Source organism: Tomitella biformata AHU 1821 (assembly GCF_000524475.1).
Lineage (GTDB): Bacteria > Actinomycetota > Actinomycetes > Mycobacteriales > Mycobacteriaceae > Tomitella > Tomitella biformata.
This window is the reverse complement of sequence record NZ_BAVQ01000070.1, coordinates 145179-168841: the sequence shown is the minus strand read 5'-3', so window position 1 is coordinate 168841 and position 23663 is coordinate 145179. Positions and strand designations below refer to the sequence as shown.

Here is a 23663-nt window from a genome sequence, read left to right as displayed (position 1 = left end):
ATGGCAGTGCGCACAGTCGTCGAGGCCTGGACCGGTCCCGGTCGGAAAGACGGCGCCATCGCGCCGTTGGCCCCCGAGTCCAACGGCGCCCACCCGACGGACGACAAACTCGGCTTCGAGCATTGGTACTTCGACGCCCTCCTCGACGACGGCCACATCATCGTCGGGTTCCTGCAGACCCGGGAGCTGGTGGCCCGCAAGGCCGGGGTGGAGCTGCACGTCTACTCCCCCGACGGGTCCCGGCGCGAGATCATCCGCCATTACCCGGACTCGCAGGTCAGCGCCGCAGCCGACCACTGCAAGGTGCAGATCGGCCAGAACACCGCCGAGGCGTTCTTCGACGAGGGCGAGCTGCCCGTGCACCGGGTGCACCTGGCAGAGGACGACCTGGTCTTCGACCTCACCTTCCACAGCGAGGTCCCCGGCTGGATGCCCGGCCGCGGCGAGACCACCTATGGCGACCGCGAGTTCTTCGCCTGGGCCGTCGGCGCGCCGCGCGCGAAGGTGACGGGCACGGTGCGGATCGGCGACCGCGTCATCGAGGCCACTGGCCGTGGCTACCACGACCACAACTGGGGCGTTGGCGACATGAAGCGGATCATCGACCGCTGGTATTGGGGCCGGCTGTACATGGACGACTTCACGCTGGTCTACGCGACCGTGCTGACGCAAAAGGGGTACGGCGCGCACTGGGCCACCCCGCTGATGCTCGCGCACGGCGCGGACATCGTGCTCAGCACCGGCGAGCTCGAGGTCACGCCTGGACCCATGCGCTTCCACCCCGTCGCCAACCGCGAGTACCCGTCCTCGCTGCGGTTGACCGTCGACGGGCAGGTGGACCTGCTGCTGGAGGTCCAGGAGATCGTGCACGCCCACGACTTCCTGGCCGATGTGCCCGTGGTCCGCACCGCCCTCATCAAACCTCTGGTCAACAAGCTTCTCGGCCGGCCCGGGTACTTCCGATTCCGCTCCAACTTCACGCTGACCGTCACCCTCGACGGCGAGACGCATACCCGGACTGGCACGACGCTGCATGAGATGGTGGCCTTGAAGTGACGGTGCTGGACTACCTGTCCGGTTTCGGCAACGAGCATCAGAGCGAGGCCGTCGCCGGGGCGCTGCCACGCGGGCAGAACTCGCCGCAGCGCGCGCCGCTCGGGCTGTACGCCGAGCAGCACAGCGCCACCGCGTTCACCGAGCCTCGCGCGGTCAACCGGCGCAGCTGGGTCTACCGCATCCACCCGTCCGCGCGGCACGGCGCGTTCCGGCCGCTGCCCGAATCCCCCCCGGCGCACCCCGGCTGGGCCAGCGCGCCGATCGCGGCGGGGATCGCCGACCCGAACCGTCTGCGCTGGGACCCGCGGCCGGCGCCCACCGGCCCGACGGACTTCCTCGACGGCGTCGAGACCGTCGCCGCCAACGGAGATGTGCTGCAGCGCAGGGGGATCGGGATCCACCTGTACTGGGCCACCGCCCCGATGGCGGACCGCTACCTGTGCAACGCCGACGGGGAGATGCTGATCGTCCCGCAGGACGGGGCGCTGCTGCTGCGCACCGAGTTCGGCCTGCTGCGCGTCGAGCCCGGGGAGTTCGCCGTGATCGGGCGCGGCGTGCGGTTCGCAGCCGACCCCGCTGGCGCCAACCACTCGGCCCAGGCTCCCCAGGCTCCCCACGCTCCCCAGTCCAAGGGATACGTCTGCGAGAACTACGGGCAGCCGTTCACGCTGCCGGAGCTGGGCCCCATCGGCGCGAACGGCCTGGCCCACGCCCGGCATTTCCACTACCCCGTGGCCGCCTATGAGGACCTCGAGCGCGAGGTCACGCTGGTGCAGCGCTTCGGCGGCCAGCTGTGGGAGACCACGCTGGACCACTCGCCGCTCGACGTCGTGGCCTGGCACGGCAATCACGGCGCGTATAAATACGACCTCGCGGATTTCGCCATCATGGGCTCGCTCAACGTGGACCACCCCGATCCGTCGATCTTCACCGTCCTGACCTCGCCAAGCGGGATCCCGGGGCAGGCGAATGTGGACTTCGCCGCGTTCCCGCCGCGCTGGGTGACGGCCGAGCACTCGTTTCGGCCGCCGCATTTTCACCGCAACGTGATGACGGAGTTCATGGGCCTGGTGCGCGGGGTCCACGACTCGAAGGCCGAGGGGTTCGTCCCCGGCGGGGCCAGCCTGCACAACATGTGGGCGGCCCACGGCCCGGACCGTGAGACGTTCGACCTCGCGTCGCACGCGGAGCTGGCCCCGCAGTACCTCGCGGGCTCGCTGCCGTTCATGTTCGAGACCCGGCTGCCGCTGACCGTCACCGCCGCCGCGCACGCCGCCGCCCACCGACAGCCCGACTACGACCACTCGTGGTCGGGACTCGCCCGCCAGTTCCCCCGTGATTGAGAGGATCCGCCATGACCAGCACCGCCCAGGCTCTCCCGTACACGATCCCCACCCCCGAGCTCTTCATCGACGGGGACTACCGCCCCGCCGTCTCCGGCGCCACCTACACCTCGGTGAACCCGGCCACCGAGGAGAACGTGGTGGACGTGTCCGCCGCGGATAAGGCCGACATCGACATCGCGGTGCGCATCGCGCGGCTCGCGTTCGAGCAGGGCCCGTGGTCGCGGATGTCGGGGCCGGACCGCGGCAAGATCCTGATCCGCGCCGCCGAGCTGATCGAGGCCGACGCGGAGAACCTCGCCGGGCTCGAGGCCATCGAGATGGGCAAGCTGTTCGGGCACTCCGTCGCCGGGGACGTGCCGTGCGCGGCGGACACGTTCCGGCACTTCGCCGGCTGGGCCGACAAGATCACCGGGACCACCGCGCTGCTGCCCGACTTCGGCCCGCAGCCGCGGTTCGGCTTCACCATCCGCCAGCCGCTCGGCGTGATCGGGTGCATCACCCCGTGGAACAACCCCCTCGTGATCGCCGCGTGGAAGGTCGCGCCCGCCCTCGCCGCCGGCAACACCGTGGTCCTCAAGCCCGCCGAGGACGCGGCGCTGTCGACGCTGCGGCTGGCCGAGCTGCTCGCCGCGGCGGGGCTGCCCGCCGGGGTGTTCAATGTGCTGCCCGGGCTCGGCGAGGCTGCCGGCGCGGCGCTTGCCGCGCATCCGGGGATCGACAAGATCTCGTTCACCGGCAGCGCGCGGGTGGGCCGGCAGATCCAGTCGCTGGCCGGCGACACCTTTCGCAAGGTGACCCTGGAGCTGGGCGGCAAGTCCCCGCAGCTGATTCTCGCGGACGCGGACTTAGAGCAGGCCATGCCGTGGATCGCGATGGGCAACTTTTACCACCAGGGCCAGGTCTGCGCAGCCGGCACCCGGGTGCTGGTGCACGAGTCCCGGCTCGACGAGGTGGTGGCCGGGCTCGCGGAGGTGGCCCAGTCCAGCGTCGTCGGCGACCCCTTCGACGAGGCGTCCACCATGGGCACCATCGTCAACCGCAAGCAGCTGGACCAGATCTTGCGCTATGTCGAGACCGGCCGGGCGGAGGGCGCGACGCTGGTGACCGGCGGCAACCGGATCGGCGAACGCGGCTACTTCGTCGAGCCCACGGTGTTCGTCGGCCACAACGACCTGACGATCGCGCGCGAGGAGATCTTCGGCCCCGTCGCCACCGTCATCCCCTTCCACGACCTCGACGAGGCGGTGCGCCTGGCCAACGACACCAAGTACGGGCTCAACGCGATGGTCTACTCGCAGAACCTCTCCGCCACCCATTCCCTCATCCCGCGCCTGCGGGTGGGCACAGTGTGGGTCAATGGCTGGGGAGTTCCCGACGTGAGCATGCCGTGGGGCGGGCGCGGCGGCAGCGGTATCGGCCGCGAGCTCGGCCGCAGCGGCCTCGAGGCGGACACGGAGGAGAAGACGGTCTACCTGGGACTCTGACGGAGAATCGACCAGCGAGCAGAGTGGAGTGGGACATGGGCGAGGCAGGGGCACTGGATGGCTACCGGGTACTGGAGCTGGGCACGCTGATCGCCGGGCCGTTCGCGGGCCGGCTGCTCGGGGACCTCGGCGCGGACGTGATCAAGATCGAGGCCCCCGACCGCCCCGACCCGCTGCGCACCTGGGGCCAGGCCGAGCAGGACGGGTACCGCTTCTTCTGGACGGTCCACGCCCGGAACAAGCGGTCGATCACCCTGGACCTGCGCCAACCCGCCGGGCAGGAGGTCTTCCTCCAACTCGTCGAGCAGTCGGATGTGGTGGTGGAGAACTTCCGGCCCGGCACCCTCGAGCGCTGGGGGCTCGGCTACGACGTGCTCAGCGCCCGCAACCCCGGCCTCGTGCTTGCGCGGGTCTCGGGCTACGGGCAGACGGGCCCGATGGCCGACAAGCCCGGCTACGCGTCCGTCGCCGAGGCCGTCAGCGGGTTCCGGCACCTCAACGGCTATCCAGGCGAGGCGCCCCCGCGGATCGCGCTCTCGCTCGGCGACTCCCTGGCCGGGATGTTCGCCGCGCAGGGCATCCTCGCGGCGTTGCTCGCGCGCCAGCGGACCGGGCGCGGGCAGGTGGTGGACGTGGCGCTGACGGAGTCCTGTCTGGCGGTGCAGGAGTCCGCGATCCCCGACTTCGACCGCGGCGGGGTGGCCCGCGGGCCGTCGGGCACCCGCTTGGACGGGATCGCGCCGTCCAACATCTACCGCTCCGCGGACGAGAAGTGGGTGGTGATCGCGGCGAACCAGGACACCGTCTTCGCCCGGCTCTGCGCCGCGCTGGGCCGGCCGGAACTGTCCACGGACCCGCGGTTCGCGGACCACCTCGCGCGGGGCCGCAACCAGGACGAGCTGGACGCGATCATCGCGGCCTGGGCCAGCGTCCGCCAGGCCGGCGAGCTCATCGAGACCCTCACCGCGGCCGGCGTCGTGGTGGGCCCGGTGAACACGATGGCCGAGGTCTTCGCGGACCCGCAGGTGCGCGCGCGGGAGATGCTCGTCGAGCACCACGACGAGCGGATCGGCGAGGCGGTGCTGGGGCCGGGGATCGTGCCCAAGCTCAGCGACACCCCAGGCTCGGTACGCCGGGCCGGGTCCGCCGCGCCCGGCCGCCACAACGACGAGGTGCTGGGCGATCTCCTGGGCCTCTCCCCGCAGGCCCAGCAGCAATTCCAGGACGACGGCGTCATCTGAGGAGCAGCCCGGATACTATGTGACGATCACCACATGTAGACCAAACCATACTGTATGGTCTTGAGAATCTCTGCTCACATCAACTGGAGGCCGCATGGGCGCGAATAATTTCGCCAGCACCGCAGCACGCGGCCTCGGCGAGTTCTACGCGATGTGCGTCGACACCTTCCGGGCGCTGGGCCGACGCCCCTTCCAATGGCGCGAGTACCTGCTGCAGTGTTGGTTCATCGCCCGGGTCTCCATCCTGCCGACGGCGCTGATGGCCCTGCCCTTCACCGTCCTGGTGGTGTTCACCCTCAATTCCCTGCTCACCGAGATCGGGGCCAGCGACCTCAGCGGGGCCGGCGCGGGCCTGGGCGCGATCACCCAGATCGGCCCCCTCGTCACCGTCCTCGTAGTCGCCGGAGCCGGGGCCACCGCCATCACCGCCGACCTGGGCTCGCGCACCATCCGCGAGGAGATCGACGCGATGGAGGTCCTCGGCCTGGACCCGGTGCCGCGGCTGGTGCTGCCCCGCATGCTCGCGTCGATCACCGTTGCGATGCTGCTCAACGGCGCCGTCTGCGCCATCGGGATCGTCGGCGGCTTCTTCTTCTCCGTGTACCTGCAGGACGTGACGGCCGGCGCCTACGCCTCCGGCATCACCCTCCTCGTCGGCCCCGGCGACCTGGTGCTGTCCGAGATCAAGGCCGGCCTGTTCGGCATGATCGCCGCGCTCGTGGCCTGCCACCGCGGGCTGGCGGTCACCGGCGGGCCCAAAAGCGTCGGCGAGGCCGTCAAGGAGACCGTCGTCTTCGCCTTCATGGCCCTGTTCGTCGTCAACACCATCCTGACCTCGGTCGGCCTGACGCTGAATTCGTGGTGACCGCGATGAGCACGCAGTTCCCCCGCACCCGCCGCGGCTACCGGCGGGTGCTCGGGGTCGTGGACACCATCGGCGACCAGGCCACGTTCTACGTCTCCGCGATCTTCTCGATGGGCCGCGCCCTGCGGGTCTACCGGCGTGAGACCGTGCGACTGCTCGCCGAGATCAGCATGGGCACCGGCCTGCTCGCGGTGATCGGCGGCACCGTCGTGATCATGGGGTTCCTGACCCTGTTCGCCGGGGCCACCGTCGCGGTCCAGGGGTACAGCTCGCTCGGCGAGGTCGGCGTGTCCGCCCTGACCGGCTTCCTCAGCGCCTACGTCAACATCCGCGTCGTTGCGCCCGTCACCGCCGGCATCGGGCTGGCCGCGACCATCGGCGCAGGCACCACCGCCCAACTCGGCGCGATGCGGATCAGCGAGGAGATCGACGCCCTCGAGGTCATGGCCATCCGCTCGATGCCCTTCCTGGTCAGCACCCGCGTGCTCGCCGGGCTCATCGCCGTGGTGCCGCTCTACTCGATCGCCGTGCTGGCCTCGTTCCTCGCCAGCCGCATCGCGACGGTGCAGTTCCTCGGCCAGTCCGCCGGCGTCTACGACCACTACTTCACGACGTTCCTCATCCCGTCAGACGTCCTGTGGTCCTTCGCCCAGGCCATCGCGATGGCGCTGATCGTCATGCTGATCCACTCCTACTACGGCTTCCGCGCCACCGGCGGCGCGGCCGGCGTGGGTGTGGCGACCGGGCGGGCGGTGCGGGCCTCCCTGATCGCCGTCGTCACCGTCACCCTCCTCATCTCGCTCGCCCTCTACGGCGGCGCCCGACAACTCCACCTCGCCGGATGAGCGGCCGACGCTCCGAGGCGCGCGCGACGGTGCTGCGCCGGCTCGCCGCACTGGGCCTGGTCGCGGCCCTCGGGGCGGTGATCGCGCTCTCGCTCGCGTCCTATCGCGGCGGCGTCGGCGGCGCGGTGGCCATCACCGTGGACAGCAGCCGCTCGGGGCTGGTCCTCGAGCCGGGGGCGATGGTGAAGATGCACGGCGTCCAGGTCGGCACCGTCACCACCGTCGCCCACCACGGCGCCGGGGCCCGGCTCGAACTGCGGCTCGACGCCGACTCCGCGCGCCTCATCCCCCAGGACGTGGCGGCGGAGATTAGGTCCACCACCGTGTTCGGCGCGAAGTTTGTCCGCCTGAGCGCGCCCACCCCGGCCACACCGGCCCAACCCATCGCGGCGGGGACCGTCATCCCCACCGACCGCGTGACGGTGGAGATCAACACCATCTTCGAATCGCTCACCACCGTGCTCTCCGCCGTCGAGCCGCAGAAGCTCAACGCCACGCTGACCGCCCTCGCGCAGGGGCTCCAGGGCCGCGGCGACGCGCTGGGCGAGTCCGTCGAGAACATCAACGTCTTCTTGGCCGAGCTGAACCGCCGCCTGCCCACCCTTGAGCACGACATCACCGCCGCCGCCGATCTCGCCGTCGTCTACGCCGACGCCGCCCCAGACCTGCTGGCGACGCTCGCGCACCTCACCCCCACCGCCCGCACGATCGCCGAACGCGACGCCGAGCTGCGCGCCACCCTGCTCGGCGCGATCTCGATGTCCGACGCCGGCCAAGCGCTGCTGGCCGAGAACGCCGACGACATCGACGCGGCCCTCGCGACACTGCGGCCCACCGCGGCCCTGCTGGGGCAGTACTCCGGCGGCATCACCTGCTTCCTGATGGGCGTCGACGAGACCCGCAAACTCGCCGAGCCCGTCTCCGGCGGCAACGGCGCCACGATGCTGCTGAACTCGACGCTGCTGCTCGGTGTCGAGCCCTACACCACGCCCGAGAACCTGCCGGTGGTGCAGGCTTCGGGCGGTCCCCGCTGCGGCGCGCTGCCCAAGCTGACCATCGCGGACGTGCCCGCGCCGTATCTGGTGGCGGACACCGGCGCGAACCCGTTCGGGCTGGGCCAGACCGCGCCGCAGCTGCGGCCGGACTCGCTGCTGCGGGTCCTGCCGTTCCCACCCGCGGTTCAGGGACCGCGATGAGCCTGCGGCCGGTGGTGCTCCGGCTCTCCGTCTTCGTCACCGTGATGGTGCTGATCCTGGTCGGCATGTTCATCGTCCTGGGCGAGTACCGCTTCGAGTCCCACACCACCTTCGAGGCCGAGTTCACCGACGCGTCCGGGCTCAAACGCGGTGAGTTCATCCGGGTGGCGGGGATCGAGGTCGGCACAGTGTCCGACGTGCGGGTGACCGCCGACGGGCGGGCGTTGGTGACCATGGACGTGCGCCCGGACTACCCGGTCACCGGCCAGACCCACGCGAGCGTCCGCTACGCGAACCTGGTGGGCGATAGGTACTTGGAGCTGCACAGCGGACCAGGCGACCCAACCCCGCTGCCCGCCGAATCCCGCATCGGGGCCGACCGCACGTCGCCCGCGCTGAACTTGGACGAGCTGCTGGGCAGTTTCAAACCGCTGTTCCGGGCGCTCGACCCGCCCCAGGTGAACAACCTGACCCAGGAGCTCATCGCCGTGTTCCAAGGCCAGGGCGGCACCGTCGCATCGGTGCTGGCGCACACCGCCACCCTGACCGCCGCCATCGCGGACCGCGACGAGGTGGTCGGCCGGGTGGTCGAGAATCTCAACACTGTGCTGGGCACCCTGTCCGACCAGCGGGAGGACCTCGTCGCGGCGCTCGGCCACGCCCAAGAGCTCGCCACCGGGCTCGCCCAGGACAACGCCCGCTGGGGCCCGGCGCTGGCGAGCATCGACGAGTCCGCCATCGCCATCACCGGCCTGCTCACCGAGGCCCGCCCGCCCCTGGCGGAGACCGTCCACGAGCTCGGCCGCGCCGCCGCCCAACTGGACGAGGGCCAGGCCACCCTCGAGAGCGTCATCACCCGGCTGCCCGCGGCATATGACTCGCTGAGCCGACTCGGCGCCTACGGCAACTTCTTCAACTACTACCTGTGCGGCATGCGCATCAAGATCAGCGGCCCGGACGGCCAAGACCTGGCGATGCGCTTCTTCGGGCAGACGACGGGCAGGTGCGCGCCGCGATGAGACAGGCCAGAGAGCTCAACCCCATCCCGATCGGGATCATCGGCACCGTGGTGATCGCGCTGCTCACGCTTGCCGCGCTGAACCTGCGCGCCCTGCCCTTCGTGGACAGCGCCACCGGCTACCGTGCCCTGGTCACCGAGACTGCGGGCCTGAGCGTCGGCGATCCCGTGCAGGTGGCCGGCGTGACCGTCGGCTCCGTGCGGGAGGTCCACATCGAGGGCGCGACGGTGGCCATCACCTTCGGGGTGGACGACGCGATCGAGATGGGCGAGCAGACCCGCGCCGACATCGCCACCGCGACCGTGCTCGGCACCAAACTGCTGCGCGTCACCCCCGCCGGCGAGGGCCGCCTCGATAAGGGCGCGACCATCCCGCTAGAGCGCACCAGCTCGCCGTATCAGCTGACGAACGCGCTGGGCGACCTCACCGACACCGCCCGCGAGATCGACTCCGGCCAGCTCTCCGACTCCATGCGCGAGCTCGCGGGCGTCCTGCGCGAGACCCCCGAGGACCTCAGCGCAGCCCTCGACGGGGTGACCCGGCTCTCCCAGACCGTCGCCTCGCGCGATGAGTCCCTGCGCGAACTGCTCGAGCACGCCGAGAACGCCACCGGCGCGCTGGCCCAGCGCAGCGAGCAGGTGGAGGCCCTGCTCGTCGACGGCGACGCGGTGCTGGTGGAGCTGATCCGGCGTGCGGCGGCCATCGAGTCCCTGAGCACCCAGATCGGCACGCTGTCCCAGCAGCTGACCGGACTCGTCGCGGACAACCGGGACCAACTCTCCCCCGCGCTGGCCCACCTCGAGTCGGTGCTGGCCATGCTCAACGCGAACCGGGACGACATCGCCGGCGCCATCGAACGCCTCGGGCCGTACGTGACCGAGCTCGGCGAGGCCGTCGCCAGCGGTCCGTACTTCAACTCCTATATCCAGAACCTGCTCCCCGGCCAGCTGATCGAGCCATTCGTGCGAGCCGCGCTGGGCGAGGAGGCGCCGAAATGACCGGCCGCCACAAGCTCCTGGCCGCCGCGCTCGGGCTCCTGCTCCTAGCCGCCATCTCCTACGCCTGGGTGCCGCGCGCCACCACCACCGAGGTCACCGCCCTGTTCAGCAGCACCACCGGCCTCTATAAGGGCGACGACGTGCGGATCATGGGCGTGCGGGTCGGCGAGATCACGTCCATCACCCCCGCCGGCGACCTGGTGGAGGTCGCATTCGAGTTCGACGACGCGTACCCGGCGCCCGCGGACGCGCAGGCGCTGATCGTCTCGCAGAGCCTGGTCTCCGCGCGGTTCATCCAGCTCACCCCTGCCTATACCGGCGGGCCCCGGCTGGCCCCCGGCGCGCTGATCCCACCGGCCCGCACCGCGTCCCCCGTCGAATGGGACGAGATGAAGGCCCAGCTGGCCCGCCTGGCGCAAGACCTGGGGCCCGATCCCGGGCAGGACTCCGGCCCACTCGGCGAGGTCGTCGACGCGCTCGATGAGAACCTGGCCGGCCAGGGGCAATCGCTGCGCCAGACCCTCGACACCCTGAGCGCCGCGCTACGCACCCTGGACGGCGGCAGCGAGGACCTGTTCGGCATGGTCGGCAACCTGCGCGTCTTCGTCTCCGCCCTGGCCGGCAGTAGCGGGCAGATCACCGCCTTCAACGAGAACATGGCGGTGGTCTCCGGGATTCTGGCGAGCAACGGCCCGCAGCTGGAGACCACCCTGGCCGAGCTCGACGTGGCCCTGCGCGACGTCGAATCCTTCGTGCGGGACAACCGTGGCCAGCTCACCAGCTCGGTGGCCGAGCTTGCGGGCACCGTCGACCAGCTCGCCGCGCAGCGCGCGGGGCTCGCGCAAATCCTGCACGTGGCGCCGACGGCGCTGTCGAACCTGACCAATATCTACCAACCCGCCCACAACGCGGTGGTCTCGGCGCTGGCGCTGAGCAACTTCGCGAACCCCGCCAACTTCATCTGCTCCGGCCTGGCCGCCGCCGAGCAGGTGGGTCCGGAGCGCGGCGCGCAGCTGTGCGTCGAGGAGCTGGGGCCGGTGCTGCGCCTGCTCACCACCGCGTACCCGCCGATCGCGTCGAACCCCACCCGGGGCGTCGGCGCGCTGCCTGATCAGCTGGTCTACTCCGAGCCCCACCTGGCCCTGCCCCTGCTGCCACCCGCCCGCGAGACGACGTCCGTATTGGATCTCCTGACCATCGAGGTGCCCGAATGATGCGGTTCGGATCCAGATTGCTCGCCCTAGTTCTGTTGGCGGCCACCGCGCTCTCGGTCGCGGGCTGCCAGTGGCGCGGTGTCAACTCCCTGCCCCTGCCGGGCACCGAGGGCCGCGGCGACGGGGCCTACGCGGTGCACATCCAGCTGCCAGACGTCGCCACGATCGACCGCAACTCCCGGGTACGGATTGGGGACGTCACCGTCGGCCGCGTCTCCGACCTCGCCCTCCAGGGCGAGCACGCGCTGGTCACCGTGATGGTCAACGGCGATGTGGAGCTACCGGCCAACGCGGTCGCGAAAATCGGCCAGACCTCCCTGCTGGGCTCGCCGCACGTGGAGCTGTCGGCCCCGGTGTCCGAGCCCGCGCACGGCCGGCTCGAGGCCGGGGCGACGATCCCGCTGGCGCATGCCGGGGCCTATCCCACCACCGAGCAGACGCTGTCCTCGCTCGCGGTGGTGCTCGGCGGCGGGGGCCTGGACCGGATCCGCGAGATCAATGTGGAGCTGAACTCGGCGCTCAGCGGCCGCGAGGATGCCGTCCGAGACCTGCTCGCACATCTCGACGAGCTCCTGACTTCAATGGACGGGCACCGCGCCGAGATCACCCGCGCCATCGACGGCCTGGACCGCCTGGCCGTGGAGGTGGCCGCGGAGTCCGACGTGCTCGCCGAATCCATCACCGTGCTGCGGCCGGCGCTCGGCGTGCTCGCGGAGCAGCGGCACGAGCTCACGTCGGCGCTGGAGTCCCTGGGCCAGCTCGGCGATGCGGCGACCCGCGTCATCGACAGCACCCAAGCCGACCTGGTCGCCAACCTGCGGGACCTCGCGCCGGTGCTCGCCGCGCTGGCCAACTCCGGCCCCTCGCTCACCGACTCCACCGGCTACATGTTCACGTTCCCCTTCCCCCTCGACACGTACGCCAACGCCGTCCGCGGGGACTACGCTAACGGCGAGGTGACCCTGGACCTGCGGCTGCCGACACTCGATGACGCGCTGCTCCTCGGCACCCCGCTGCACGGCTCGCTGGGCGGGAACCCATGAGGCACACCAGACTCGTGCGCGTGCAGCTGGCGCTGTTCACGGTGTGCGCGATCCTCGGCATCGGGGCGATCGGCGTGTACTACGCACAGATCCCCCAGTCGCTGGGCATCGGCCGCTACACCGTGACAGTCGAGCTCGCGGACGGCGCGGGGCTGTACCCGAACGCCAACGTCGCCTACCGCGGCACCACCATCGGCAAAGTCGAGTCGCTGACGATGACGGCCGCCGGCGCGACGGCGACGCTGTCCCTCGAGTCCGCCGCCCCGGTTCCCGCGGACCTCGACGCGAGCGTGCGGAGCATGTCCGCGATCGGCGAGCAGTACGTGGACCTCGCGCCGCGCCGCGCCGGCGGGCCGCAGCTGGCCGACGGCGACGTGATCACCGCCGACCGCACCAGCCTGCCCGAGGACATCGGGCCCCTCCTCGACCAGCTCGAGGCGGTGCTCGACGACTCCGGCCTCCAGTCGCTGCGGTCCGTGTTGGACGAGTCCAATCTGGCGCTGCAGGGCACCGGTCCGCAGTTGGCCCAGGGCGCGGACGCGCTCATCGGCCTGTCCACCGGGGCCGCCGGCGCCAGCGCGGACCTCGGGGCACTGCTCGACGACTCCGCGCCGCTGCTCGACGCGCAACTGGCCAGCAGCGACGCCATCGCCGGTTGGGCCCGGTCGATGTCCACGTTCACCACACATCTGAGCGCCGCGGACAGCTCCCTGCGCGGGGTCCTCGAGCACGGTGGGCCTGCCGCCGCGGAGACCTCCGCCCTGCTCACCGCCCTGTCGCCGGAGGCCCGTCGCCTGCTGCCCGCACTGCTCACCGTGGCGGAACTGGCGAAGGTCTACAACGCGTCCATCGAACAGATCCTGGTGCTCTACCCCGCGATCATGGCGACCACCCAGTCCGCGGGCCTGCCCAATGTGGACGATCCCGGCCAGAACACCTTCTTCGTGAACGAGCTCAACGACCCACCCCCCTGCATCACCGGCTTCTTGCCCCCGGCGGAGCGGCGCTCGCCCACCGAGACCGATGTGCCGGCGACGCCGCGGGACCTGTTCTGCAAGCTGTCGCAGGACTCCCCCATCGCCGTGCGCGGGGCCCGCAACCTGCCGTGCCAGGAGAACCCCGGCCGCCGGGCCCCCACGGTCGCGCTGTGCCAGGACCCGGTGGGGTTTGTGCCGGAGGGCTAGCGGATGATCTCCCGGCGCACGATGGTCTCGTCGCGGCCCGGGCCGACGCCGATGCAGGACATGTACGCGCCTGAGAGCTCCTCGAGCCGCAGCACGTAGGCCTGCGCGGTGGCGGGCAGATCCTCGAACGTGCGGGCCGCGGTGATGTCCTCGGTCCAGCCCGGCATCTCCTCGTAGATCGGCTTCGCGTGGTGCACGCCGGTCTGCGACATCGGCATCTCCTCGACGCGCTCGCCGTCCACGTCGTAGGCGACGCAGATCGGGATCGTGTCCAGGCCGGAGAGCACGTCGAGCTTGGTCAGGAAGTAGTCCGTGATGCCGTTCACGCGGGTGGCGTAGCGGGCGATGACGGCGTCGAACCAGCCGGTGCGGCGGCCGCGGCCGGTGGTCACACCGACCTCGCCGCCCTTGTCGGCCAGGTACTCGCCGAACTCGTCGAACAGCTCCGTCGGGAACGGGCCCGAGCCCACGCGCGTGGTGTAGGCCTTGAGGATGCCGAGCACGGTCGTGATCTTCGTCGGGCCGATCCCCGAGCCCACCGCGGCGCCGCCGGAGGTGGGGTTCGAGGACGTCACATACGGATATGTGCCGTGGTCGACGTCGAGCAGCGTGCCCTGCGAACCCTCGAGCAGCACCGTGTCGCCGGCGTCCAGCGCCTGGTTCAGCCGCAGGCGGGTGTCCGTGATGCGGTGCTTGAAGCCCTCCGCCTGCTGGAGCACCTCGTCGACAACCTGCTGCGGGTCGAGAGCCTTGCGGTTGTAGATCTTGACCAGCACCTGGTTCTTGAACTCCAGGGCGGCCTCGACCTTCTGCGTGAGGATCTTCTCGTCGAGCACGTCCGCGACTCGGACGCCCACGCGGGCGATCTTGTCCTGGTAGCAGGGCCCGATGCCGCGGCCGGTGGTGCCGATCTTCTTGGCGCCGAGGTAGCGCTCGGTGACCTTATCGATGGCCACGTGGTACGGCATGATCAGGTGCGCGTCGGCGCTGATCAGCAGGCCTGTGGTGTCCACGCCGCGGGCCTCGAGGCCGGCCAGCTCGGTGAGCAGCACGCCGGGGTCGACCACCACGCCGTTGCCGATGACATTCTGCACACCCGGGGTGAGGATGCCCGACGGGATCAAGTGGAGGGCGAACTTTTCGCCGTTCGGCAGAACGACGGTGTGCCCGGCGTTGTTGCCACCCTGGTACCGCACCACCCATTGGAGGCGGCCACCAAGAAGGTCTGTCGCCTTGCCCTTGCCCTCATCGCCCCACTGGGCGCCGATCAAGACGATCGCCGGCATCGTTTCTCCTGTTGTCGATTCGAAGCTGCAGGTCACTGCCAATCTCAGGCAGTAGCCAGTAGGCCAGCCTAGTCCAGGGGTCCTCCCCGTATCGACTCAGCACCAAAAACTCAGGATCGCCCCACCGTGTCGCTACGATGGGCGGGTGCTGCTGCGCTGTGGAAATACGCCCGTGCCGGTCACGTTGTCGAGCCAAGACCTCGTGGCCGTTTCTGCTGTCCCCACCCGTGAGGAGCTGTTGGACAAGTTGCCCCGCGGCGGCACCGGGCCCCGGATTGTGGTGATCGGTGGCGACGCCGCATTGGCCGCGGTGCTCACGCACCTGATGCGGCACGAGCGGCTCGACGTCGAGCTGGCGTTTGTGCCCGAGTCCCGCACTCCCGCGTGCAAGATCTACCGGCTCGACCATGGCTCCAAGGCCGCCAAGCGCGCGCTCGACGGCGAGGCCCGCGCGACGCCCCTGATCCGGGACGACCTCGGCGTCGCCCTGGTCGGCTCGGCCGTGCTCAGCGGCCCCGACGGCGGCAAGCTCACCGGCGAGACGTACGTCGACAATTTTCAGCTGTTCACCGGCATCGGCCCCGGCGTGGAGATCCGGCCCCTCGCCAAGGCGCCCGGACTCGAGGCCGCGCGGGTGGGCGGCCTGCGCCGCAAGTGGGCGAGGGGCCGCGCCGCGCAGACCGGCGCCGTCTCCGCCCGCCTGGTGCGCGACGGCATCCTCGAGCGCAAGCAGCTCAAGCGCTCCACCTTCTATCGCGACGCCAACGACTGGCTGCTGGTCCGCTAAAAGCGGCGGTTGCAGATGACAAGCCACCTGAGCCTCCGCCAGATTCGTCCGAGCCCCGTGTTCGTGGGCATCCTCGCCGTGACTATCGTGGCCGGCGTATTCGCCTGGACCATCGAGGGGAACCTGACGGCCACCCGGATCAGCGTGTTCGTGCTGGTCTTGGCGGCCTGGGTCGTGTCGCTGTGCCTGCACGAGTTCGCGCACGCGGTCACGGCCTGGCGGCTCGGCGACCTCGATGTCGCCGCCCGCGGCTATCTCACCCTGAACCCGCTCCGCTATAGCCACCCGCTGCTGTCGCTGGTGCTGCCGCTGGCGTTCATCGCGCTCGGCGGGATCGGCCTGCCCGGCGGCGCGGTCTACCTCAACACCGCCCACCTGTCCCCCGGCCAGCGCCGACGGATCTCCCTCGCCGGGCCCGCGGTGAACCTGACCCTGGCCGTGGTCCTGCTCGCCGTCATCGCCGCGTTTGGCCGCGACGGCACCCATCAGGGCTTTTGGTTCGGGCTCAGCTTCCTCGCGTTCCTGCAGGTGATGGCGACGGTGCTCAACCTGCTGCCGATCCCTGGCCTCGACGGTTACGCGCTCCTCGAGTCCAGGCTGTCGGGCGACACCCGTCGGGCCCTCGACCAATTCGCCCCCTTCGGGCTGCTCGCCGTGTTCGCCCTGCTCACCATCCCCCAGCTCAACCGCGTCTTCTTCGACGCCATTTACTGGCTGTTCGAGCTCTCAGGGGTGCCTCGTGGCTACTCGATGACAGGCTTCGCGTTGTTCAGGTTCTGGTCATGAGGCGGGTCAGGTGAGCCGACGGCTATTCACCGCAGTCGCCGCCACCGCCCTGGCCGCGACCCTCGCGCTGGGCGTCGGGGTCGGCGAGCTCTCCCCCCACACGATCACCACCCTGGCCCCGGCCCTGACGGCCCCCGCCGAGCAGGACACCACGGGCGGGCTCGCGACCGAGCTCCCCCCTCTGCCCAATCCCGACCCCACCGCCCCGCCCGGCGCGGACGCCGACGCGCTGTCGGCGAGCATCCGGCCGAGCGTGGTCACCATCTGGTCGGACCTGCCCGCGGAGCCGGGCTTCACGCTGCGGGGCGCGGGCACCGGGGTCCTGCTCGGCGAGGACGGCCTGGTGCTCACCAACAACCACGTGATCGCCGGGGCCACGGGGGTGCGCGCCACCCATGTGGACACCGGGGCGGACTACTCGGCCGAGGTGCTCGGCTACGACCGCACCCGCGATATCGCTGTCCTGCAATTGCGCGACAACGCCGGGCGGACTCCGTCGGGGCTGCCGGCGGCGTCGCTGGGCGACTCCGCGAGCGTCGACGTCGGGCACCTCGTGGTCGCCGTCGGGAACGCCGGCGGCACCGGGGTGCTCACCACGTCTCCGGGCACCGTGACCGCGCTGAACCAGTCCATCACCGCGCAGGATGACAACGGGCGGGCAGAGCAGCTCGGCGGCGTGATCCAGATCGAGGCCGGCATCCGCCCAGGCGACTCCGGCGGGCCACTGCTCGACGCCACCGGTCGCGTCATCGGCATCAACACCGCCGCCTCCAAGTCCGCGGACCCCGACGTGCCGGGTGGGCGCGGTTTCGCGGTGCCCATCTCCGACGCGATGGCCGTGGCGGACCACGTGCGCGGCGGCGCCTCGATCGACACCGTGCATGTGGGGCCCACCGCCGTGCTGGGCGTGCGGGTGACCACGCGCACGGACGTCCCAGCCGGCGCCGAGGTCATCGAGGTCTTGCCCGGCACCGCGGCCGAACGGATCCGGCTGCGCCCCGGCGACGTCATCATCAAGGTCGACGACGTCCACATCGCTGACGCCGCGGCGCTGACCGCCCTGATCGACCAGCGCGGGCCGGGCGATGCGCTCGTGGTGCACTGGCTCGACTCCGGCGGCAACCGCTTCAGCGCGACCGCCTACCTCACCGAGGGCCTACCCGCCTGAGGGTTCTGAGGGTTTAGCGATCCCCCAGCACCCGCTCCGGGCAGTCGTCCCGCGACCTCGCGTCGTGCTCGCCGCTCATGGCCGCGTGATCCACCTGCAGCGTCGTGTGGGTGATCTCGAAGCGCTCATGCAGCATCTCCTCGAGCTGGCCGCGCACCGCATGGCAGGGCGCGTCGTCCTCGACGATCACATGGGCCGACAGGGACGGGAACCCGGAGGTCACCTCCCAGATGTGCAGATCATGGACCTCCACCACCGTCGCGGTCGCAGCGATCTCCGCGGAGACCACGAGGGGGTCGATCCCCCGCGGCGCCGCCTCCAGCACCACCCGGCCGCCCTCGCGCACCAGCGAGTAACCGGCCTTGAACATCAGGGCCGCCACCAGCAGCGACGCGATGGCGTCTGCCCGCACGAAGCCGGTCAGGTAGATCACCGCGCCCGCGACCGCCGTGCCGATGAACGCGTACAGATCCGTGAGGATGTGCTGGTAGCTGCCCTCAACATTCAGCGACTGCCGATTGGCCTTGCTGAGCACCCACGTCGCGAGGAGGTTCACGGCCACCCCGACCATCGCCACGATGAACACCAGCGCGCCGTCCACCTCGCCGGGATTGAGCAGTCGGCGGATCGACTCGAAGGTGAAGTACACGGCCAGCACCAGCAGCGTCGCACCGTTGAGCAGGGCAGACAGGATCTCGGCGCGTTTGAAGCCGAAGGTGTATGAGCCCGTGGCCGGGCGCGCGGCCATTGCCATCGCAAATAGCGACAGCGCGATCGCGCCCGCGTCCGAGACCATGTGCGCGGCATCCGCGAGCAGGGCGAGGGAACCGGCCATGATGCCGACGACGATCTCGCCCGCCATCAGCGCCAGCAGCAGCGCCAGGGCGATCCATAGATAGCGCCGGTCCGCGTCGGCACTGATCGTGTGGCTGTGCGCGTGGCTGTCCTGGACGGCAGCGTGATTGTGGGTCGACGACATACCTCGCATCATATGCAGACATGCGCATGAATGCCAGGGGTAGTCCTGCGCGCGGTGCGCCCGCGCCTCGAGTCAGGCCCGGCGCAGGACGCTGACCGCGAAGTCGGCGTCCGCGGTCCACGGCTTCAGATCCCACGTCGCGAACCGCTGCTCCACGCGCAGCCCGGCCGCCGCGACATGCGCGTCGAACTCGTCGACGGTCAGCGTGCGGCCCATCCCGAAGCCCACCACCAGCACGCCGTCCGGGGTGAGGTGCCGCGCGACGGCCGCCAACACCTCGGGCTCGGTGCCAGGCGCGACGAAGCAGATGACGTTGCCGGCCATCACGGCCAGGTCGAAGGGCTCGCGCGGCGCCAGGTCCAGCTCCGCCAGGTTCTGCACCAGCCACTCGGGCCCGGGGTGGTCCTCCCCGGCGGCCGCGATCAGCGCCGGGTCCACGTCGACACCGACCACACGGTGCCCCCGCTGGTGCAGCTCGCCGCCGAGCCGGCCGGGCCCGCAGCCCGCGTCGAGCACGTGGGCGCCGCGGGGCGCCATCGCGTCGATCAGCCGCGCCTCCCCCGCGAGGTCCGCGCCCTGGGCGGCCATCTCGCGGAAGCGGTCGATGTACCACTGGGAGTGATTTTCGTCGTTCTCGGAGAACCAGCGCGGGGTAGAGGTCATGCCCTGCACACTAGCCACCGCGTCGACTTCTGAGACACGGCTGCCCCGCCTGGCATCGCCAGACGGGGCAGATCAGTCGCGGTCAGCGAAGCTCTAGCCCAGGCCCAGCTCGCCGGCGGCCTTGGGATCGCAGTCCTCGAGCAGTGCGAGGCAGCGCTCGAACTCCTCGGTCTCGCCGATCTCGCGGGCCGCGCGGGCCAGCGCCGCCACCGCGCGCAGGAAGCCGCGGTTGGGCTCGTGGCTGTAGGGCACTGCGCCGAAGCCCTTCCAGCCGTTGCGGCGCAGCTGGTCGAGGCCCCGGTGGTAGCCGGTGCGGGCGTAGGCGTAGGCCATAACGGGCTCGCCGGCCTCGAGTGCGGGCTCGGCCAGGGCGGCCCAGGCGATGGAGGCAGAGGGGTGCTCGGCCGCGACGGACTTGGGGTCGGCGTGGTTGAGCAGCGCGGACTCGGCGTCGTCGTCGCCGGGCAAAAGGGTGGGCGCGGGGCCCAGGAGGTCACCAAATGAGGTCATGGGTCCATTGTGCGCGACCAGGCGACGCTCTGGCCAACCCGCGGTGACCACTCCACAGGCCAATCCAACGCACTTCGCGGACGAAACTGAGCGTGGCGGCCGCTGTAACGACCGCAAACTCACGTTTCGCCCGCGAAGTGGGGAGAGCTGGAAAAAATCAGGCGCTGACGGACTTGCCGGCGGAGTTGAGGTCCTGGCAAGCCTCGACGACGCGGTCGGTCATCGACTGCTCGGCCTTCTTCAGGTAGCTGCGCGGGTCGTAGAACTTCTTCGAGCCGACCTCGCCGTCGACCTTCAGGACGCCGTCGTAGTTGCTGAACATGTGGGCGGCGATCGGACGCGTGAACTCGTACTGTGTGTCCGTGTCGACGTTCATCTTGATGACGCCGTAGCCCAGCGCCTCCTCGATGTCCTCCACCGACGAGCCGGAGCCGCCGTGGAAGACGAAGTCGAACGGGTTCGAGCCCTCGGCCAGGCCCAGCTTCTTCTCGGCGATGCGCTGGCCCATGGCCAGGATTCCGGGCGTGAGCTTGACGTTGCCCGGCTTGTACACGCCGTGCACGTTGCCGAAAGTGGCGGCGAGCAGGTAGGCGTGCTCGTTGCCGGCGCCCAGCGCGTCGACGGTCTTCTCGAAGTCCTCGGCGCTGGTGTAGAGCTTCTCGTTGATGGCGTTCTCGACGCCGTCCTCCTCGCCGCCGACGACGCCGATCTCGACCTCGAGGACGATCTTCGCGGCGCGCGAGAGGTCGAGCAGCTCCTTGGCGATCACGAGGTTGCGCTCGATCGGGACTGCGGAGCCGTCCCACATGTGCGACTGGAACAGCGGATTCTGGCCCTTGTTCACCCGCTCCTGCGAGATGGCGATCAGCGGGCGCACGAAGTTGTCCAGCTTGTCCTCGGGGCAGTGGTCGGTGTGCAGTGCGACGGTGATGTCGTACTTCGCGGCGATGACGTGCGCGAACTCGGCGAGCGCGACGGAGCCGGTGACCATATCCTTGACACCCAGGCCGGAGCCGAACTCCGCGCCACCGGTCGAGAACTGGATGATGCCGTCGCTGCCGGCCTCGGCGAAGCCGCGGATCGCGGCGTTGATGGTCTCGGATGAGGTGCAGTTGATAGCCGGGAAGGCGAACGTGTTCTTCTTGGCACGCTCCAACATCTCGGCGTAGACCTCGGGAGTTGCGATAGCCACGAAACGGACCTCCATGAAGAGTTTGCTGAGGCGGCGCCGGGCAAGGCGAAGCCGCCGTCTGGTACCTGCAGTATGGCAAGGCCGGGGCGAATAGTCTCCCCTGCGTCCATTGAACCCGTCACAGCGTCCCCGTCTCGCCGCCGCCAACGGGTACTGTGGGCCGAGTGATTACGCTGGCGGCCTCTGAGTCCGTGACAACCAACCTGGCTCTCCTGCCTAGTTTCCTGGACCCGGTCAACCTGCTGAACTCCTTCGGCACGTGGTTCCTGCTCGGGCTGCTCCTGATCGTCTTCATCGAGTCAGGCCTGTTGTTCCCGCTGCTGCCCGGCGACTCTCTGCTGTTCACCGCGGGCCTACTGGTCGCCGGCGGAGCCGCCGTCAGCGAGGTGGGGATCAATCCCGACGCGCAGGGTGCGTTCGCTCCGCTGTGGCTGCTGCTGATCGCCATCCCCATCGCCGCGATCCTCGGCGATCAGGTGGGATACATCATCGGCAAGAAGGGCGGCGCCGCCCTGTTCAAGTCGAACGACGCCAAAATCTTCAAGAAGTCCTACATCGACGAGGCCCACGCCTTCTTCGAGAAGCACGGCCCCATCACGATCTTCCTGGCCCGCTTCGTGCCGATCGTGCGGACCTACGCGCCGCTGGTCGCTGGCGCCTCGAACATGCGCTACCGCACGTTCATCACGTACAACATCATCGGCGGCATCGTCTGGGGCGCGGGCGTGACCTTGCTGGGCTACTGGCTGGGCCAGATCACGTTCATCCAGAAGAACATTGACATCATCTTCATCGGCATCGTCTTCGTCTCCGTGATCCCGATCATCATCGAGGTCGGCAAGCGCTTCCTGGCCTCCCGCAAGGCCGCTCCCGCTGCCGCCACCGCTCCCGCCACCGCCGTGCTCGACGGCGAATGAACGTGGGCGCGATACTCGAGCATCTCCAGTCCGCCGGACCCAGCATGATGTGGCTGGTGATCGTCGCGGTGGTGTTCGTCGAGTGCGCCTTCCTGGTGGGTATCGTCCTGCCCGGCGATTCCATGCTGCTCGCCGCCGGCATCCTGTTCGCGTCCGCCCACGCTCCCGGGCGGGTCACCGCGCTGGCCATCGGAGTGTTCGTGGCCGCGATCGCCGGCAACCACCTCGGCTACCGCATGGGCAATCGCTGCGCCCATAAGCTCTCCGCACGCGAGAACGCCAAGCTGATCACCCCGAAGAACCTGGCCAAGGCGACCCAACTGCTGGACAAGTACGGATTCTGGGGCGTCGTCCTCGCCCGCCTGGTCCCGTTCGTCCGCACCCTCTGCCCGCAGGTGGCTGGCGCCGCGTCGATGAATCAGCGCACCTTCGCCTCCGCCACCGCGGTCGGGGCCCTGCTGTGGGCGCCCGCGGTCCTGCTCGTCGGCTACTTCGGCGGCGCGCAGATCGAGAAGGTGAGCTGGCTGATGCCGGCCGTGCTGCTGGGGATGCTGGCCTTCCTCGTCGCCTCGACCGCCCTCGGCTACTACAAGCTGCGCTGCGACAAAGCCGAACCGGCCGCGCTCGAGCCCGCCACCAGTTAAATAGCATGGGCCTGCCCCGTTCGGGGGTCCTCCGTGAACTACTCGCACTGTTCACTTTTCGTTCGCCAGCTTTCCACCGCTAGGCCAGAGACGTCCTAGATAGTCACCTCATGCACATAGTGGTGATTGGCGGCGGAGTTCTGGGCACGGCCCACGCTCTCGAGGCAATCCGGCGCGGGCACAGCGTGACCCAGCTCGAGCGCGAGCCCGAGTCGCGCGGCGCGACCGTCCGCAACTTCGGCCTGGTCTGGGTCAGCGGGAGCACCGGCGGCGAGCTCGCCCCGGCCCTGCGCTCCCGACAGCTGTGGGCAGACCTCGCGAAGGACGTGCCCGGGATCGGCTTCCGCGCCGCCGGCTCGATCACCCTGCTGCGCACCGAGGCCGAGTTGGCCGTCGCCCGTGAGGCCGCGCAGCGCCCCGACGCCGCCGAACGCGGCTTCACCCTCGTGGACCCCGAGCAGGCCCGGGCCCTGAACCCCGCCCTGCGCGGAGAGTTCCTCGGCGGCCTGCACTGCGCCAACGACGCCGCCGTCGAGTCCCGCATCGCCCTGCCCGCCATCCGCAAGCACCTCCACGCCAGCGGCCGCTACACCTTCCTCGGGGGCGCCGAGGCCCGGGCCATCCACTCGCACAGCGGCGGGGTGTCCATCCGCGACGAGCACGGCGGTCGCCACGACGGCGACCTCGTCATCTTCTGCCCCGGCGCCGCGCTCGGCGGCCTGGCCCGCGAAGTCGCCGGAGACCTCCCCCTGCGCCGCGTCCGGCTGCAGATGATGCAGACCGCGCCGCTCGGCGAGCAGCTGACCACCGCGATCGCCGACGGCGACAGCCTGCGCTACTACCCCGGCTTCGCCGGCCCAGCCCTCGACGAGCTGCGCGCCGCCCAGCCCCAATCGCCGGTGGCGGCCGAGCACAAGATGCAGCTGTTGTGTGTGCAGCGCCTGCACGGCGGTCTGACCATCGGCGATACCCATGAATACGACGAGCCATTCAACTTCGACGTCGACGAGGCCCCCTACCAGCACCTCGCCGGGACCATGGAGGAGCTGCTCGGGCGCGTCCTGCCGCCCATCACCCGCCGCTGGGCCGGCGTCTACAGCCAGTGCCTGGATCCGGACGAGCTGGTGCACCGCAGCGAGGTCGCCCCCGGCGTCTGGGTCATCGCGGGCCCGGGCGGGCGCGGCATGACACTCGGGCCCGTTCTCGGCGAGCAGACGGCCGACCTCCTCGGCCTCTGACA

General features: G+C 70.3%; 23 protein-coding genes. 18 read left to right on the top strand and 5 right to left on the bottom strand.

What is annotated here, in order from left to right:
* The 12 genes from TBIF_RS16040 (at position 1) to TBIF_RS15985 (ending at position 13491) form a co-directional block, all read left to right on the top strand.
* Entirely contained in the window at positions 1–1056 is a 1056-nt protein-coding gene (locus tag TBIF_RS16040) for a lipocalin-like domain-containing protein (RefSeq protein WP_024795785.1), read from the top strand.
* A complete protein-coding gene (gene hmgA, locus TBIF_RS16035; protein ID WP_024795784.1) occupies positions 1053–2399 on the top strand; it encodes a homogentisate 1,2-dioxygenase in 1347 nt (448 codons plus the stop codon). Before TBIF_RS16040 ends, hmgA begins: the two co-directional genes overlap by 4 nt.
* An 11-nt stretch (positions 2400–2410) precedes the next feature.
* On the top strand, positions 2411–3886 hold the full coding sequence (locus TBIF_RS16030; RefSeq protein ID WP_024795783.1) for an aldehyde dehydrogenase family protein: 1476 nt from the start codon (positions 2411–2413) through the stop codon (positions 3884–3886).
* Between the two features lie 35 nt (positions 3887–3921).
* Positions 3922–5127 (top strand): CaiB/BaiF CoA transferase family protein, encoded by a 1206-nt coding sequence (locus tag TBIF_RS16025; RefSeq protein WP_024795782.1) that lies wholly within the window; start codon positions 3922–3924, stop codon positions 5125–5127.
* Positions 5128–5221: 94 nt separating this feature from the next.
* A complete protein-coding gene (locus TBIF_RS16020; RefSeq protein ID WP_038171524.1) occupies positions 5222–5992 on the top strand; it encodes an MlaE family ABC transporter permease in 771 nt (256 codons plus the stop codon).
* Positions 5986–6837 carry an MlaE family ABC transporter permease gene (locus tag TBIF_RS16015; RefSeq protein WP_024795780.1) on the top strand — a complete coding sequence of 284 codons (852 nt, stop codon included), beginning with the start codon at positions 5986–5988 and terminating at the stop codon, positions 6835–6837. Before TBIF_RS16020 ends, TBIF_RS16015 begins: the two co-directional genes overlap by 7 nt.
* Positions 6834–8033 (top strand): MCE family protein, encoded by a 1200-nt coding sequence (locus tag TBIF_RS16010; protein ID WP_024795779.1) that lies wholly within the window; start codon positions 6834–6836, stop codon positions 8031–8033. The genes TBIF_RS16015 and TBIF_RS16010 overlap by 4 nt, the downstream gene beginning before the upstream one ends.
* Positions 8030–9052, top strand: a complete 1023-nt coding sequence (locus TBIF_RS16005) for an MCE family protein (protein WP_024795778.1) — start codon at positions 8030–8032, stop codon at positions 9050–9052. The genes TBIF_RS16010 and TBIF_RS16005 overlap by 4 nt, the downstream gene beginning before the upstream one ends.
* Positions 9049–10050, top strand: coding sequence for an MCE family protein (locus tag TBIF_RS16000; RefSeq protein ID WP_024795777.1), 1002 nt, complete (start codon positions 9049–9051; stop codon positions 10048–10050). Before TBIF_RS16005 ends, TBIF_RS16000 begins: the two co-directional genes overlap by 4 nt.
* Positions 10047–11264 (top strand): MCE family protein, encoded by a 1218-nt coding sequence (locus TBIF_RS15995; RefSeq protein ID WP_024795776.1) that lies wholly within the window; start codon positions 10047–10049, stop codon positions 11262–11264. Before TBIF_RS16000 ends, TBIF_RS15995 begins: the two co-directional genes overlap by 4 nt.
* Entirely contained in the window at positions 11261–12307 is a 1047-nt protein-coding gene (locus TBIF_RS15990) for an MCE family protein (protein WP_051461586.1), read from the top strand. The genes TBIF_RS15995 and TBIF_RS15990 overlap by 4 nt, the downstream gene beginning before the upstream one ends.
* Positions 12304–13491 carry an MCE family protein gene (locus TBIF_RS15985; RefSeq protein ID WP_024795774.1) on the top strand — a complete coding sequence of 396 codons (1188 nt, stop codon included), beginning with the start codon at positions 12304–12306 and terminating at the stop codon, positions 13489–13491. Before TBIF_RS15990 ends, TBIF_RS15985 begins: the two co-directional genes overlap by 4 nt.
* Here TBIF_RS15985 and TBIF_RS15980 read toward each other — a convergent pair.
* Positions 13488–14777, bottom strand: a complete 1290-nt coding sequence (locus TBIF_RS15980; RefSeq protein WP_024795773.1) for an adenylosuccinate synthase — start codon at positions 14775–14777, stop codon at positions 13488–13490. The two genes, TBIF_RS15985 and TBIF_RS15980, sit on opposite strands and share 4 nt — an antisense overlap.
* A gap of 172 nt (positions 14778–14949) precedes the next feature.
* Between TBIF_RS15980 and TBIF_RS15975 the strand changes: the two genes are divergently transcribed.
* The 3 genes from TBIF_RS15975 to TBIF_RS15965 are packed head-to-tail and all read left to right on the top strand — an operon-like array spanning position 14950 to position 17518.
* Positions 14950–15564, top strand: a complete 615-nt coding sequence (locus tag TBIF_RS15975; protein ID WP_235174796.1) for a hypothetical protein — start codon at positions 14950–14952, stop codon at positions 15562–15564.
* A 15-nt stretch (positions 15565–15579) separates the two neighbouring features.
* Positions 15580–16350, top strand: coding sequence for a site-2 protease family protein (locus tag TBIF_RS15970; protein WP_024795771.1), 771 nt, complete (start codon positions 15580–15582; stop codon positions 16348–16350).
* Between the two features lie 10 nt (positions 16351–16360).
* Positions 16361–17518, top strand: coding sequence for a S1C family serine protease (locus TBIF_RS15965; RefSeq protein WP_024795770.1), 1158 nt, complete (start codon positions 16361–16363; stop codon positions 17516–17518).
* 13 nt (positions 17519–17531) lie between these two features.
* Here the strand turns inward: TBIF_RS15965 and TBIF_RS15960 are convergent, their stop codons facing one another.
* The 4 genes from TBIF_RS15960 to fbaA form a co-directional block, all read right to left on the bottom strand.
* Positions 17532–18497: a cation diffusion facilitator family transporter gene (locus TBIF_RS15960; protein ID WP_024795769.1), complete on the bottom strand. Its 966-nt coding sequence runs from the start codon at positions 18495–18497 to the stop codon at positions 17532–17534.
* 72 nt (positions 18498–18569) lie between these two features.
* Entirely contained in the window at positions 18570–19160 is a 591-nt protein-coding gene (locus TBIF_RS15955; RefSeq protein ID WP_024795768.1) for a class I SAM-dependent methyltransferase, read from the bottom strand.
* A gap of 93 nt (positions 19161–19253) precedes the next feature.
* The gene (locus tag TBIF_RS15950) at positions 19254–19670 is read right to left on the bottom strand and encodes a DUF3151 domain-containing protein (protein WP_024795767.1); all 417 of its coding nucleotides are present in this window, start codon (positions 19668–19670) and stop codon (positions 19254–19256) included.
* A gap of 157 nt (positions 19671–19827) precedes the next feature.
* Complete coding sequence (fbaA, locus tag TBIF_RS15945; protein ID WP_024795766.1) at positions 19828–20862, bottom strand: class II fructose-bisphosphate aldolase; 1035 nt, start codon at positions 20860–20862, stop codon at positions 19828–19830.
* 164 nt (positions 20863–21026) lie between these two features.
* Here fbaA and TBIF_RS15940 point away from each other — a divergent pair, with 164 nt between their 5' ends.
* The 3 genes from TBIF_RS15940 to TBIF_RS15930 all read left to right on the top strand — a co-directional run bounded on the left by TBIF_RS15940 (position 21027) and on the right by TBIF_RS15930 (position 23661).
* The gene (locus TBIF_RS15940; RefSeq protein ID WP_038171522.1) at positions 21027–21779 is read left to right on the top strand and encodes a VTT domain-containing protein; all 753 of its coding nucleotides are present in this window, start codon (positions 21027–21029) and stop codon (positions 21777–21779) included.
* A 2-nt stretch (positions 21780–21781) separates the two neighbouring features.
* Positions 21782–22423, top strand: a complete 642-nt coding sequence (locus TBIF_RS15935; protein ID WP_235174792.1) for a DedA family protein — start codon at positions 21782–21784, stop codon at positions 22421–22423.
* Between the two features lie 110 nt (positions 22424–22533).
* Positions 22534–23661 (top strand): TIGR03364 family FAD-dependent oxidoreductase, encoded by a 1128-nt coding sequence (locus tag TBIF_RS15930; RefSeq protein ID WP_024795763.1) that lies wholly within the window; start codon positions 22534–22536, stop codon positions 23659–23661.
* Positions 23662–23663: the final 2 nt, after the last annotated feature.

What these genes read in the sequence shown, in the direction of transcription:
- TBIF_RS16040 (WP_024795785.1), top strand. Translation starts at nt 1, where the DNA reads ATGGCAGTGCGCACAGTCGTCGAGGCCTGGACCGGTCCCGGTCGGAAA.
- TBIF_RS16030 (WP_024795783.1), top strand. Translation starts at nt 2,411, where the DNA reads ATGACCAGCACCGCCCAGGCTCTCCCGTACACGATCCCCACCCCCGAG.
- TBIF_RS16025 (WP_024795782.1), top strand. Translation starts at nt 3,922, where the DNA reads ATGGGCGAGGCAGGGGCACTGGATGGCTACCGGGTACTGGAGCTGGGC.
- TBIF_RS16020 (WP_038171524.1), top strand. Translation starts at nt 5,222, where the DNA reads ATGGGCGCGAATAATTTCGCCAGCACCGCAGCACGCGGCCTCGGCGAG.
- TBIF_RS16010 (WP_024795779.1), top strand. Translation starts at nt 6,834, where the DNA reads ATGAGCGGCCGACGCTCCGAGGCGCGCGCGACGGTGCTGCGCCGGCTC.
- TBIF_RS16005 (WP_024795778.1), top strand. Translation starts at nt 8,030, where the DNA reads ATGAGCCTGCGGCCGGTGGTGCTCCGGCTCTCCGTCTTCGTCACCGTG.
- TBIF_RS16000 (WP_024795777.1), top strand. Translation starts at nt 9,049, where the DNA reads ATGAGACAGGCCAGAGAGCTCAACCCCATCCCGATCGGGATCATCGGC.
- TBIF_RS15995 (WP_024795776.1), top strand. Translation starts at nt 10,047, where the DNA reads ATGACCGGCCGCCACAAGCTCCTGGCCGCCGCGCTCGGGCTCCTGCTC.
- TBIF_RS15990 (WP_051461586.1), top strand. Translation starts at nt 11,261, where the DNA reads ATGATGCGGTTCGGATCCAGATTGCTCGCCCTAGTTCTGTTGGCGGCC.
- TBIF_RS15985 (WP_024795774.1), top strand. Translation starts at nt 12,304, where the DNA reads ATGAGGCACACCAGACTCGTGCGCGTGCAGCTGGCGCTGTTCACGGTG.
- TBIF_RS15980 (WP_024795773.1), bottom strand. Translation starts at nt 14,777, where the DNA reads ATGCCGGCGATCGTCTTGATCGGCGCCCAGTGGGGCGATGAGGGCAAG.
- TBIF_RS15970 (WP_024795771.1), top strand. Translation starts at nt 15,580, where the DNA reads ATGACAAGCCACCTGAGCCTCCGCCAGATTCGTCCGAGCCCCGTGTTC.
- TBIF_RS15960 (WP_024795769.1), bottom strand. Translation starts at nt 18,497, where the DNA reads ATGTCGTCGACCCACAATCACGCTGCCGTCCAGGACAGCCACGCGCAC.
- TBIF_RS15955 (WP_024795768.1), bottom strand. Translation starts at nt 19,160, where the DNA reads ATGACCTCTACCCCGCGCTGGTTCTCCGAGAACGACGAAAATCACTCC.
- TBIF_RS15950 (WP_024795767.1), bottom strand. Translation starts at nt 19,670, where the DNA reads ATGACCTCATTTGGTGACCTCCTGGGCCCCGCGCCCACCCTTTTGCCC.
- TBIF_RS15930 (WP_024795763.1), top strand. Translation starts at nt 22,534, where the DNA reads ATGCACATAGTGGTGATTGGCGGCGGAGTTCTGGGCACGGCCCACGCT.